The sequence below is a fragment of the Streptomyces sp. NPDC059718 genome (assembly GCF_042733315.1).
Lineage (GTDB): Bacteria > Actinomycetota > Actinomycetes > Streptomycetales > Streptomycetaceae > Actinacidiphila.
Window position 1 is genome coordinate 19,955 of sequence record NZ_JBHWGA010000012.1, and the last position, 12,568, is coordinate 32,522.

The window sequence follows — 12,568 nt, forward strand, 5'->3', positions numbered from 1 at the left end:
GCGGTGTCAGTCCTCGCCCGGAAGGCGGCGGGCCGGGGCGTCGCCCTGGCCCTGGCGGGCGGCCTGCCAGATGCCACGGAGGCGGTCCAGCTCGGCCAGTTCGGCACGCGACCAGGTGCGCCGGCCCGCGACGTACCGCCGTATGGCCTCATTGGCGGCTTCGACGGAGCGGCGGTCCAGAACGGTCGGTGGCATGTCTTGATTTTAGGAGAGGGGTGTGACAAAGAGCCGCGGTTGGCGCCCCGTGGGCCCATGTCACACCGTGAGCCTCCTCACGTGACGGGGCTCACCCCCGGCGTCCGGGCCAACTCCTCCGGGCGCACGCCTCACTTGGCACTACGGTCCAACGGGACCGACGGGGGCGCCAGGACCTGCGGGGGCGCCAGGACCTGCGGGGGCGCCAGGACCTGCGGGGGCGCCAGGACCTGCGGGGACGCCGGGACCTGCGGGGACGCGCCCACGCGCCCGACCGGCGCCCCGGCCCCACGGCGGGCCGTTCCGGGTCCGTGCGCCCGCCCCCGGCTCCGGGTGGCGGTCACGCGGACTCGCGGCGCACCAGTTCGGTCGACAGCACGACGTGCCGGCGGGTGGCGGTGCTCGCCGCGATCTCCTCCAGCAGCACCCGCGCCATGGTGCGGCCCATCTCCTCGATCGGCTGCCGCACGCTGGTCAGGGGCGGGTCGGTGTGGCGCGCGATCGCGGAGTCGTCGAAGCCGATCAGCGCCACGTCGTCGGGCACCCGCCGGCCCCGCTCGCGCAGCACCTGCAGCGCGCCGCCGGCCATGACGTCCGAGGCCGCGAAGACCGCGTCGACGTCGGGGCGGCGCTCCAGCAGCGCCCGCATCGCGGCGCGGCCGCCCTCCTCGGTGAAGTCGCCGGCCGCGACCAGCGCGTTGTCGTGGACCAGCCCGGCGGCCTCGACCGCCTGGCGGTAGCCGTCGAGGCGGCAGCGGGCGACGTACATGTCCAGGGGGCCGGTGATGGTCGCGACGCTCCTGCGCCCGAGCCCCAGCAGGTGCGCGACCGCCGAACGGGCGCCGCCGACGTTGTCGGAGTCGACGTAGGACACCGACTCCAGGTCGGAGCGGCGGCCGCTGAGCACCGTCGGCATCTCCAGCTGCTCCAGCAGGTCGGGCAGCGGATCGTCCTGGTGCACCGAGGCCAGCAGGACGCCGTCGACCCGGTGGGCGGAGAGGTACTGGGCGAAGCGCTGCCGCTCCTTGGGCGTCCGCAGCAGCGTGAGCAGCAGCTGCATGTCGGTGTCCGCGAGCTCGGCGCCCACGCCCCGGATGATGTCGGAGAAGTAGGGCTCCGCGAAGAGCCTGGTCTCGGCCTCCGGGATGACCAGGGCGATCGCGTCCGTCCGGTTGCCCGCCAGGGCGCGCGCCGCGCGGTTGGGGACGTAGCCGAGCTCGGCGATGGCGGCCTCGACCGCGGCCTTGGCATGGTCGCTCACCCGAGGTGATCCATTGATCACCCGGGAGACGGTGCCCCGGCCCACTCCGGCCCGCGCGGCGACCTCTTCGAGCGTCGGCCTGCCGCTGCGCCGTCCGCCGATCACCATTGCGGCCTCCCAATCACGAGGTGGTAACTGCGCCAACTTAGAGCGTCTGCTCCCTTGACACCTCATCGGGGAACGGAGACTCTTCAACACATCACATGTGGGAGCGCTCCCACACTAGCGAACACGTACACTTCCCGCACGTATCCCGGAGGACCCGAATGCGCACGACAAGGAAGTCGTCCCGGCCACGAGGCCGTACCGCTGCCGTAGCGATAACCGCGGTGGCCGCGCTCGGAGTGAGCCTGCTCGCCGGCTGCTCCAAGGACAGCGACGAGCCCGCCAAGGCCGGTGGCTCGGAGGGTGACGGCAAGGGCAAGATCACCCTCACGGTCGGCACCTTCGGTGTCTTCGGCTACAAGCAGGCCGGTCTGTACGAGGAGTACGAGAAGGCGCATCCGAACATCACGATCAAGGAGAACGTGATCGAGCGGAACGACGCCTACTACCCGCAGCTCCTCACCCACCTCGCCGCCGGCAGCGGCCTGAGCGACATCCAGGCCATCGAGGTCGGCAACATCAACGAGATCGTCACCACCCAGGCGGCGAAGTTCGAGGACCTCTCCAAGGCCGAGGGCGTCGAGAAGTCGAACTACCTCGACTGGAAGTGGGCCCAGGCCAGCACCTCCGACGGCAAGACCATCGGCCTCGGCACCGACATCGGCCCGATGGCCATCTGCTACCGCACCGACCTGTTCAAGAAGGCGGGTCTGCCCACCGACCGCGCCGAGGTCGGCAAGCTGTGGGCCGGTGACTGGAGCAAGTACCTGGATGCGGGCAAGACCTACACCGAGAACGCGCCCAAGGGCACCACGTTCCTGGACTCGTCCGCCGGTCTCTACCAGGCGATCAGCAACTCCGCCTCCGAGCGCTACTACGACAGCAGCGGCAAGGTCATCTACAAGACCAGCCCCTCCGTGAAGGAGGCCTGGGACCTGGCCATGGAGGCCACCACCGGCAAGATGACGGCCAAGCTGAAGCTGTTCGACAAGGCCTGGGACCAGGGCTTCGCCAACGGCCGCTTCGCCTCGCTCCCCTGCCCGTCGTGGATGCTCGGCTACATCCAGGAGAAGGCCGGCGACGCGGGCAAGGGCAAGTGGGACGTCGCCGCCGCGCCGAAGCCCGCCAACTGGGGCGGCTCCTTCGTGGGCGTGCCCTCGGCCGGCAAGAACAAGGAAGAGGCCGTCAAGCTGGCCGCGTGGCTGACCGCCCCGGCGCAGCAGGCCAAGGTCTTCGCCAAGCAGGCGAGCTTCCCGAGCGCCCCGGGCGCCTATGACCTGCCCGAGGTCAAGGACGCCAAGCACGAGTACTTCAACAACGCGCCGATCGGCCAGATCTTCGCCGACGCGGCCAAGAGCATCCCGACCCTGGTGATCGGTCCGAAGGACCAGCAGATCTACACGGCCATCACCGACGTCGGCATCCTGCAGGTCGAGCAGCAGGGCAAGACCCCTGCTCAGGGCTGGGCGGCTGCCGAGAAGGAAATCGACAACGCACTGGACCAGTGACCCGCATGGCTTCGGAGATCTCCGACATGACCGCAGTGACCGCGCCCCCCTCCGAGGGGGGCGCGGCCCCGCGCGGCGGCTCCGGCCGTCCGCGCGACGCACGTGACGAGCGACGCGGCCGCTGGCGCAGCCGCCGCTACCGGTGGGACGTCAAGGCGATGCCGTACGCCTTCGTCTCGCCCTTCTTCCTGTTCTTCGCCGCATTCGGCCTCTTCCCGCTGATCTACACGGGCTGGTCCTCCTTCTACCGGGTGGAGCTGACCAACCTCGACGCGCGCGAGTTCGTCGGCTTCCACAACTACACCCGTCTGCTGGAGGACGAGTTCTTCTGGAACGCCCTGAAGAACACGTTCACCATCGGTGTGATCTCGACCGTCCCGCAGCTGCTGATCGCGCTGGGCCTGGCCCACCTGCTCAACTACAAGCTACGCGGCTCGACCTTCTTCCGGGTCGCGATGCTCACCCCGTACGCCACGTCGGTGGCCGCCGCGACGCTGGTCTTCACGCTGATGTTCGGCACCGACTACGGCATGATCAACTGGGCGCTGGAGCACCTCGGGTTCAGCAACCACATCGACTGGCGGGCGGGCACCTGGTCCTCGCAGATCGCCGTCTCGTCGATCGTGATCTGGCGCTGGACCGGTTACAACACCTTGATCTACCTGGCCGCCATGCAGGCCGTGCCGCACGATCTGTACGAGTCCGCCGCCCTGGACGGCGCCTCGCGCTGGCAGCAGTTCCGCCACGTGACCATCCCGATGCTGCGGCCGACGATCCTCTTCACGATCGTGGTCTCGACGATCGGTGCCACCCAGCTGTTCGGCGAGCCGTTCCTCTTCGGCGGCCCCGGCGGCGAGAAGGGCGGCTCCTCCCACCAGTTCCAGACGCTGGGCCTGTACCTGTACGAGCAGGGCTGGACGAACTACCACCTCGGGCGGGCCTCGGCCATCGCCTGGGCGATGTTCCTGATCCTGCTGCTGATCGCCGCCGTCAACGGGCTGGTCGCCCGCTGGCTGCGCAAGAACCACGAGGGGTGACGACGATGGCCACCATCTCGACCAACCCGGCGGATCAGGCGGCCGGCGCAGCGGACGCGCCCCGCAAGGCGAAGCGCCGCACCCCCGGGGCGCCCAAGGCCGGACGGCAGCTGCACGCAGGCCCGTTCACCTACATCGTGCTGATCGTCTTCACGGCGATATCGCTCTTCCCCCTGGTGTGGACCGCGATCGCCGCCTCCCGGACGAACTCGCGGCTGGCGCAGACCCCGCCGCCGTTCTGGTTCGGCTCGAACCTCTTCAGCAACCTGCAGACCGCGTGGACCGAGGCCAACCTCAGCACGGCGCTGCTGAACACGGCCATCGTCGCCGGCAGCATCACCATCGGCACGGTGCTGTTCTCGACGATCGCCGGCTTCGCCTTCGCCAAGCTGCAGTTCAAGATGAAGAACTTCCTGCTGATGCTGACCATCGGCACCATGATGGTGCCGCCGCAGCTGAGCGTGGTGCCGCTGTTCCTGTGGATCGCGGACCTGGACTGGACGAACCACCTCCAGGCGGTGATCCTGCCGACCTTCGTCAGCGCCTTCGGTGTCTTCTTCATGCGGCAGTACCTCTCCCAGGCGCTGCCCACCGAGATCATCGAGGCCGCCCGCGTCGACGGCGCCAGCAGCCTGCGGATCGTCTGGCACGTGGTCTTCCCGGCCGCCCGGCCCGCGATGGCGGTCCTGGGCATGCTGACCTTCGTCGCGGCCTGGAACGACTTCTTCTGGCCGATCATCGCGCTGACCCAGGAGAACCCGACCGTGCAGGTCGCGCTCACCAGCCTCGGCCGCGGTTACATCCCCGACGAGTCCGTCATCATGGCCGGCGCGCTGCTCGGCACGCTCCCGCTGCTGCTGGTCTTCGTGATCTTCGGCAAGCAGATCGTCGGCGGCATCATGCAGGGCGCGGTCAAGGGCTGAGCCCTCCCCCGGCCACGGCCGCGCCCCTTCCCCCTTACTTCCTCTTGTTCACTCGTTCCGATGGGAGCGCTCCCGTATGACAGCGTCCGACATCCGTCCCGCAGCGAGCGGCACCGCCGCGGCAAGCGGCCACCAGTTCCCGCCCGGCTTCCTGTGGGGCGCGGCCACCGCCGCGTACCAGATCGAGGGCGCCGCTGCCGAGGACGGGCGCACCCCGTCGATCTGGGACACCTTCAGCCACACCCCCGGCAAGGTCTTCGAGGGCCACAGCGGCGACGTGGCCGCCGACCATTACCACCGTTTCCGTGACGACGTACGGCTCATGGCCGACCTCGGCTTGAGCGCCTACCGGTTCTCCGTCTCCTGGTCCCGCGTCCAGCCCACCGGCCGTGGGCCGGCGGTGGAGCGCGGCCTCGACTTCTACCGCGCGCTCACCGACGAGCTGCTGGAGCACGGCATCCAGCCGGCCGTCACCCTCTACCACTGGGACCTGCCGCAGGAGCTCGAGGACGCCGGCGGCTGGCCCGCCCGCGACACCGCGGAGCGTTTCGGCGAGTACGCGCGGATCGTCGCCGAGGCCCTCGGTGACCGCGTCCAACTGTGGACCACCCTCAACGAGCCCTGGTGCAGCGCCTTCCTCGGCTACGGCTCCGGCGTCCACGCCCCGGGCCGCACCGACCCGGTCGCCGCCCTGCGCGCCGCCCACCACCTCAACCTCGGCCACGGCCGCGCCGCCGAGGCGCTGCGCTCGGTCCTCCCGGCCCGCGCCCAGCTCGGCATCACGCTCAACCTGCACCAGGTCCGCGCGCTCACCGGCTCCCCCGCCGACGTGGACGCCGCACGCCGCATCGACGCCGTCGGCAACCGGGTCTTCACCGGCCCCCTGCTCCAGGGCGCCTACCCGAAGGACCTGCTCGAGGACACCCGCGGCCTGACCGACTGGTCCTTCGTCCAGGACGGCGACCTCGCCGCGATCAAGCGCCACTCGCTGGACGTGCTCGGCATCAACTACTACACGCCCACCCTGGTGTCGGACGGCGCTTCCGTCGACGGTCCGCGCAGCGACGGCCACGGCTCCAGCGCGTTCTCCCCCTGGCCGGGCGCGGACGACGTCGCCTTCCACCAGCCCCCGGGCGAGCGGACCGCGATGGGCTGGTCCGTCGACCCCACGGGCCTGTACGACCTGCTGATGCGGATGAACCGCGAGTTCCCCGACCTGCCGCTGCTCATCACCGAGAACGGCGCGGCCTACGAGGACTCCGTGGGTCCCGACGGCGCCGTGCACGACCCCGAGCGCGTGGAGTACCTGCGCGTCCACCTGGAGGCCGTCCACCGCGCCATGCGCAGCGGCGCCGACGTGCGGGGCTACTTCCTGTGGTCCCTGATGGACAACTTCGAGTGGGCGTACGGGTACAGCAAGCGCTTCGGAGCGGTCTACGTCGACTACGAGACGCAGGAGCGCATCCCGAAGTCCAGCGCCCACTGGTACGCGGGCGTCGCCCGCGCGGGCGCGCTCCCCGACGCGGCGGAGGCGGACACCGCGTCGTGACGGACCGGCGGGACGCGGCGCACTACTCGGAGGGGGGTGCCGCGTCCCGTCCCACGCCGCGGAGGAACTCCGTCCACGCGGCGGGGGTGAAGGAGAGGAAGGGGCCGTCCGGGTCCTTGCTGTCCCGGACGTGCACGCGGTGGGGGGTGGTGGCGACCTCGACGCAGTTGCCGCCCTGATCGTCGCTGTAGCTGGACGTGGACCACACCAACCGGGTGTTCATAGGGCCTCCGCCACCTCGCCGATGAACCGTGCCGACTCCTCGACGCCGAGGGCCTGCACGCGGATGGTCCCATGACGCTGCGACAGCCGGCTGACCTTCTTCGGGTCGGTGTAGAGGGCGCTGGTCTCCTGCGCCTCCACGTAGGCGAGGTGTTCGTGTTCCTCCGTCTCCAAGAGCACCAACGACCCGCTGAGCGCCGGATATGCGACACGGTCCGCAGGCAGCACCTGGACGGAGACGTTGCGCAGTGAGCCCGCGGTCAGCAGGCCCTGCAACTGCCGCTTCATCACCTCCCGGCCGCCGACGTTCGTCCTCAGGGCCGCCTCGTAGAGCACGAAGCCGAACAACGCCGTGGGTTTCCGCCGCAGCTTCTCCTGCCGCTCCAGACGCGCCGCGACCCGTTCCTCGATCGTCTCGTCGTCGAGCGGCGGACAGCTGTCGCCCATGAGCGCACGGGCGTACGCCTCGGTCTGCAACAGCCCGGGAACGAGCAGGGGCTCGTACCCGTACAGCGCGATCGCCTCGGCTTCCGCCTGCATGAACTCACGCGTGCGCTCGGGGAACCTCTCCGGTTTCAGGAACTCCTGCGCCGCCGTGAGCTTCCCTCCCGCCCCGCAGAGTTGGTCCGCGACCTGGAGCAACCGAGTGGTGGGCCGGCGGCGGCCCTGCTCCATGGACTTCACCGTCTCGTAGCCGTACGCCGCCTCGCGCGCCAACTGCTCGCGCGTGACGCCCGCTTGCTCACGCCAGAGCTTGACCTGGTTGCCGCAGTAACGCCACGCCATCGGCGGCTGGGTCACCTCGCCGGTCATACGCACCCACCCCCGCACTCTCCGTGGTCACAAGACTACGGAACGACGCTGTCAGTCGCGTCCGAAGCTGTGGAAGCGGCCGATGGCCGTGAAGCCGCGGCGCGCGTACCAGTTCCGGGGCCAGTCGTCCGCGTCGGCGACGAGGAAGCGGGTGGCGCACCCGGCATCGACGGCCTGGCGCAGCGCCGTGGACAGGACGGCGTCGGCGTGGCCGCGGCCGAGGTGGGCCTCGGAGGTGATGAGGTCCTCGATCTGGGCAGTGCCGGCGGTGGGGTCGATGTAGAGGTCCGCCCAGGAGGCGACGTCTCCCTCGGGCGTCCGCGCGCCGATGAAACGGACGACGTCCGCACCGCGCCGGCGGACCTCGCGGCGGTCGACGAGCTGGCGGATGACCTCGTCGTCGGCCTCCGGGAGGAAGCCGCGCCAGCGCCGGGCGAGGGGGGTGCGGAAGGCGTCGAGGTCCACTTCCGCCGCAGGGCCGCCGTCCGGTACCGGGCCGGTGTGCAGCATGACGAGCTCGGCGGAGTGGTGGTAGCCGGCGCGGATCAGGGGTGCGGCGCAGGCGGTGCCCGTGGCGTCGTCCAGGACGGTGATCGCGCGGTGCTTCAGGTGGCCCAGCGCCTCGTCGGCGAGGGCGGGCAGCGCCTCGGGATCCACGGCGCCGTCCACGACCACGTGGTTGTTGCCGTGCGAGTACGCGTAGGCGTCGTCGAGGACGGCGAAGCCACCGGGGAGGTCGACGGTGCGCGCGGCCTGACGGCGGGCGAAGGCGGCGACGAAGGCGCGGATCTGCGGCATTTGCGGTCCTGACATGGGGGCAGCCTAGGCCGGACCGCTGGGGTCGCGTGCCATGGCGATACAACTCTTCGACGCCGACGAGGCTTTCGCGGACCGGATGATCGCGCTGGCGGACCTGCCGTGGAGCTGCCGGGCGGTCGAGGACGCGTTCGTGGCCAATGGTCGGGAGGTCCCGGAGGACGAGGAGGAGGGGCCGGTCATCGGCTGGTGGGAGGTCCAGTTCCTCCCCGGGCGTGAGGAGGGCGTAGACGACTGGTGGCTGGAGCTGGGCGAACGGCCCGGCTGCATGGACGACGGTTCCCCCGACGACGCGTGCGCCCACGCCGGATGCGGTGCGGGGAGCTACGTCCTGCACCCCTTCGCGTACTTCGCCGACCCGGACGACCCGGCCGAGTGGGACAACGAGTTCGGGCCCTGGCACAGCCGTCCCGACGAGCGGCGCGAGGCGACGGCGGAGGACTACGACGCCGAGTACCGGCGCGTGGCGGCACTGCTGCGCGACCGCCTCGGCGAGCCTGAACCCGCGGGCCCCTGGCCGTACAAGGACATCGACGCCACCCGGCACCTCCGCTGGTCGCGGGGCGAGGCGTACGTGATCCTGCTCGACGGGAACGACGCCATGTCGTACGGCGCCTACCGCCGCGCGGGCGTCGCCGTCCGGCCGAAGCGTTAGGTTCGCCGTCATGGCCGTACGACTCCGGGACGTCGATGACGATCTGCTGGACCGGATCATCGGACTGGCCGGCCTGCCCTGGAGCTACCGGGTCTTCGAGGACGTGTTCGTGCGCAACGGATGGGCCCACGTGGGTGCGGGCGGGGAGCTCGTCATCGGCTGGCTCGACGCCTGGCCGATCGGCGGGCACTGGCTGGAGCTCGGCGAGTACCCGGGCTGCGGGGACGACGCCGACGCGGTGTGCGACCACCCGGAGTGCCGTGCGGACTGCTCGATCGTGCTGCCGTTCGCGTACGTCATGGAAGGCGAGACCCCCGAGGGGTGGGACGCGGACGCGGGCCCCGAGGAGTACGAGACCGCGTACGAGCGGATGGCGGGACGCTTGAGCGCCCGGCTCGGCGTACCTGAACCGCCCGGGCCGCAGGGTCACGTGCCCGAGTCCGCGTCCCGGTCCGTGGTGTGGTCGCGCGGCGACGCATGGGTCGTCCTGCTCGACGGCGACGACCCCTTCTCCTACGGCTCCTGGCGGCGGGCGGGAGTCGAGGTCCGCCCCCGGTCGGGCGGCGGGGAGGCGTAGCGAGGTGCGCGGCGGCAGGGTGATCGCGGAACAGGTGGCGCAGGAGACGTGCCCGGGGGTCGGGGACGCCCTCGGGAGGCGGGACGGGCGCCAGGTGCGGCAGGGCGGCACGTGGCTCGTCGGGCACGACCGCGGCGAGATCACCGTCCGTCGTCTGTCCGACGACCCCTCACGGGTCTTCTCCGAGACCGCGGCTTTCCCCGAGCCCTGTCCGGGGGAACGCGGATACGCGACGCCGGCGCCGGACGGGCTGGTCGTGGCGGGGAGCGACCGGGTCACCTCGCTCGCCGCGGACGGCTCGGTGCGCTGGACCTTCCGCCACGCCGCCTGGCCGGTCGACGGCCTGGGTCGTGGGGCCTGCGTCGTGACGCCGTCCGGTGCGGTCGTCCTGGTCACGGTCACGGGCCGGCTCATGGAGGACGGGTACGAGGGCGATCTGTGCGTCGCTCTGGACGGCGCCTCCGGCGAGCCGCTCGGCGAGAGGGTGCTGCCGACCTGCTCCGCGGCCTACGGTTTCCAGCAGTCCCTCGGGCCTTCGGACGTCGTCTTCCTCTCGGCGGGGCAGGGGCAGGACGACGCGCACTCCCTCCTGGTCTCGTATGCGGGCGACGGCATCCGCGCACTGCCCGCGGGCCCGGCCGACGAACCGTTCACCGGCAACAGCCTGGACGGCGTGGGTTTCCTCAAGCTGACCCGGGGAGGCGAGTTCCTCACCCGGTACGAGGCGACCGCGTCCGGTATCTGCCGGGCCGGGGCGGACGTGGCGGCCGCGACCGCGACCGCACTGGAGGATCCGGAGCTGTGCTTCGCCGGCAGCCCGGGATTCCTCGACCGGCATCGGGTGCTCGCGGCGGTCGCGTACGACATCTGGCCGGAGGAGTCGCGGCACCTCCTGCTCGACGCGACGTCCCTGGAGCCGCCGGCCGAGATCGCGTACCCCTTCGCCGTGAGCCCCGAACCGGTTCCCCTGGGGGACGGCACCTGGATCACCGTGCGCGACGACGACGTGCTCAGGTGGCGCGTCCGATAGACATCCCGTCATTTCCAGGCCAGTTGAGGAACTGGAGCCTCTCACGTAGCGTCAAAATCTCTGCTGCTGCAGTCAAGAAGAGACACGGGGGTGTCCGCGGTGGGTGTCGTACTGCCCGACGAATTGGCGTACGTGCTCGACCTGATCGGCATCGCGTGGCCGAACGTCGACGAGGACGACTACCGCGAGATGGCCACGTCGCTGCGGGACTTCGCGGACGACATCGACGGCGGCGCCATGGACGCCCACACCGCCGTGCAGGAACTGCTGGGCGCGAACGCGGGCGCCGCGATGGACGCCTTCGAGGCGCACTGGGGCAAGGTCAAGGGCACACATCTGGCCAATCTCGCCGAGGCCGCGCGGATGGGGGCGACGGCGCTCGACGGGGTGGCGATCGCGATCGAAGTCGCCAAGGTCGCGGCGATCGTCCAACTCGGCATCCTGGCAGCCGAGATCGTCGCGACCATCGCCTCCGCCCCCTTCACGCTCGGGCTGTCGAGCTTCGCCGGGGCCGCCGCGACGCAGGCGACCCGGATGATCGTGAAGAAGATCTTCCGCGAGGTCATCAACCAGGTCGTCGACCAGCTGATGTCCATCGCCACCGCCCCGATCTACGCCGCCCTGGAGTCGATGGCCGCCGACCTGATCATCCAGGTCGGTTCCAACGCCCTCGGCCTGCAGAAGGGCGTCGACCTCGGCCGGACCGCCGACGCCGGCAAGGAGGGCTTCGGCGAGGGCGTCGACGGCGCCAAGAAGCAGGCCGACAGCTTCACCCTCGCCAGCGCCGGAGGCGGCGGTGGCGGTGGCGGTGGCGGCGGGGGCACCGGTGGCGGGGGCGGCGGGGGCACTCACTTCCAGAGCGACGGGGACAGCTTCGACCGGATCGACACCCAGCTCGACGGCATCACCGGCTCCCTGCACGGCAAGTCGAAGGGTCACATAGGCCGGGCCCGCGACGCCAAGAACCGCACCGGCGGCCGCGGCGAGATCGCCGGGCACATCATGCCGATCGCCACGAAGATCGTGGACGGCATCGGCGAAGCGGCCGAGAAGGCCGTGGGCCATGTGCGCAACGACATGCGCAAGGGCCTCAAGCAGATGCACCAGAACCACCGCGACAACGACGACAGCATCGCGACCGAGCTGCAGCAGTTGCAGAAGACGGGCAGGGGCAAGCCGGTCTACGTCCTGGAGTCCGACGGGCAGATCAAGCGCCTGAACGACCAGGGCAAACTCGTCGACCTCACGGACGACGACAAGAAGTCCGGCATCACACGGCTCCTGCAGGACCGCGACGGCAACCCCACGGACCGGACCAGCGTCCCGAAGCCCGGCAAGCGGACCGTGGGCCAACTGCCCGGCGGCAAGCCCGCCAAGAAGAAGGAGTCCACCGAGGTCCCGCTGTCGTCCACTCCCCTCGCGGACGCCACCCGCAGGGCCCGCCACGCGAAGGGCCACTACGGGACGTACGAGAAGCAGGGCACCGACGACGAGACCTTCAGCAGCAACAACTACGCGGCCGCCCACTACCGCGACGAGGCGAACGACCACGAATTCGTCCTCGTCACGTACAGCGAACGCCCGTACCACTCGGAGAAGCGCCTGGCGACACCGTTCATGGACAGGGGCATGGACGGAAACGTCACGCACATGTACACGGAGCGCGAGCCGTGTTACGACAAGTCGCCCACCTGCGCCTACTGGCTGGAGGGGTACATGCCGCACGTCGACGTCAGCCACAGCGTGGAGTACGGCGATGCGGATTCCCAGGAGCGGGGCAACGCGATCATGAAGGGCTACCTCGACGACCTCCGGGCGGGCCGCCGGTAGGATCGGCAGCCCGCGAACGACCGCCCACACCCATGACGTGCAGGAGA

General features: G+C 70.7%; 13 protein-coding genes. 8 read left to right on the forward strand and 5 right to left on the reverse strand.

From position 1 onward, the window contains the following. Positions 1–6: 6 nt before the first annotated feature. A complete protein-coding gene (locus ACFV3E_RS15750) occupies positions 7–195 on the reverse strand; it encodes a hypothetical protein (protein ID WP_500322782.1) in 189 nt (62 codons plus the stop codon). Between the two features lie 340 nt (positions 196–535). Then, positions 536–1,564, reverse strand: coding sequence for a LacI family DNA-binding transcriptional regulator (locus tag ACFV3E_RS15755; protein ID WP_500535186.1), 1,029 nt, complete (start codon positions 1,562–1,564; stop codon positions 536–538). 158 nt (positions 1,565–1,722) lie between these two features. On the opposite strand from ACFV3E_RS15755, the gene ACFV3E_RS15760 reads away from it, so the two are divergent. From ACFV3E_RS15760 to ACFV3E_RS15775, 4 genes are all read left to right on the forward strand, one after another. Then, complete coding sequence (locus ACFV3E_RS15760; RefSeq protein ID WP_500322778.1) at positions 1,723–3,069, forward strand: ABC transporter substrate-binding protein; 1,347 nt, start codon at positions 1,723–1,725, stop codon at positions 3,067–3,069. Positions 3,070–3,074: 5 nt separating this feature from the next. After that, on the forward strand, positions 3,075–4,106 hold the full coding sequence (locus ACFV3E_RS15765; RefSeq protein WP_500369337.1) for a carbohydrate ABC transporter permease: 1,032 nt from the start codon (positions 3,075–3,077) through the stop codon (positions 4,104–4,106). A 5-nt stretch (positions 4,107–4,111) separates the two neighbouring features. After that, positions 4,112–5,029: a carbohydrate ABC transporter permease gene (locus tag ACFV3E_RS15770; protein WP_326575906.1), complete on the forward strand. Its 918-nt coding sequence runs from the start codon at positions 4,112–4,114 to the stop codon at positions 5,027–5,029. Between the two features lie 76 nt (positions 5,030–5,105). Then, complete coding sequence (locus ACFV3E_RS15775) at positions 5,106–6,578, forward strand: GH1 family beta-glucosidase (RefSeq protein ID WP_500535187.1); 1,473 nt, start codon at positions 5,106–5,108, stop codon at positions 6,576–6,578. Between the two features lie 22 nt (positions 6,579–6,600). Here the strand turns inward: ACFV3E_RS15775 and ACFV3E_RS15780 are convergent, their stop codons facing one another. From ACFV3E_RS15780 to ACFV3E_RS15790, 3 genes are read right to left on the reverse strand one after another with little or no spacing between them, the layout of a single operon-like run. After that, the gene (locus ACFV3E_RS15780; RefSeq protein ID WP_500535188.1) at positions 6,601–6,801 is read right to left on the reverse strand and encodes a DUF397 domain-containing protein; all 201 of its coding nucleotides are present in this window, start codon (positions 6,799–6,801) and stop codon (positions 6,601–6,603) included. Then, on the reverse strand, positions 6,798–7,613 hold the full coding sequence (locus tag ACFV3E_RS15785) for a Scr1 family TA system antitoxin-like transcriptional regulator (protein WP_500535189.1): 816 nt from the start codon (positions 7,611–7,613) through the stop codon (positions 6,798–6,800). The genes ACFV3E_RS15780 and ACFV3E_RS15785 overlap by 4 nt, the downstream gene beginning before the upstream one ends. Positions 7,614–7,664: 51 nt before the next feature. After that, positions 7,665–8,426, reverse strand: coding sequence for a GNAT family N-acetyltransferase (locus ACFV3E_RS15790; RefSeq protein WP_500535190.1), 762 nt, complete (start codon positions 8,424–8,426; stop codon positions 7,665–7,667). Between the two features lie 37 nt (positions 8,427–8,463). Here ACFV3E_RS15790 and ACFV3E_RS15795 point away from each other — a divergent pair, with 37 nt between their 5' ends. The 4 genes from ACFV3E_RS15795 to ACFV3E_RS15810 all read left to right on the forward strand — a co-directional run bounded on the left by ACFV3E_RS15795 (position 8,464) and on the right by ACFV3E_RS15810 (position 12,521). Beyond that, positions 8,464–9,084: a hypothetical protein gene (locus ACFV3E_RS15795; RefSeq protein ID WP_500535191.1), complete on the forward strand. Its 621-nt coding sequence runs from the start codon at positions 8,464–8,466 to the stop codon at positions 9,082–9,084. A gap of 10 nt (positions 9,085–9,094) precedes the next feature. After that, positions 9,095–9,661: a hypothetical protein gene (locus ACFV3E_RS15800; RefSeq protein WP_500535192.1), complete on the forward strand. Its 567-nt coding sequence runs from the start codon at positions 9,095–9,097 to the stop codon at positions 9,659–9,661. A gap of 4 nt (positions 9,662–9,665) precedes the next feature. Next, a complete protein-coding gene (locus ACFV3E_RS15805) occupies positions 9,666–10,691 on the forward strand; it encodes a hypothetical protein (protein ID WP_500535193.1) in 1,026 nt (341 codons plus the stop codon). 90 nt (positions 10,692–10,781) lie between these two features. Then, positions 10,782–12,521: a WXG100-like domain-containing protein gene (locus ACFV3E_RS15810; protein ID WP_500535194.1), complete on the forward strand. Its 1,740-nt coding sequence runs from the start codon at positions 10,782–10,784 to the stop codon at positions 12,519–12,521. The last annotated feature ends 47 nt before the right edge of the window (positions 12,522–12,568 follow it).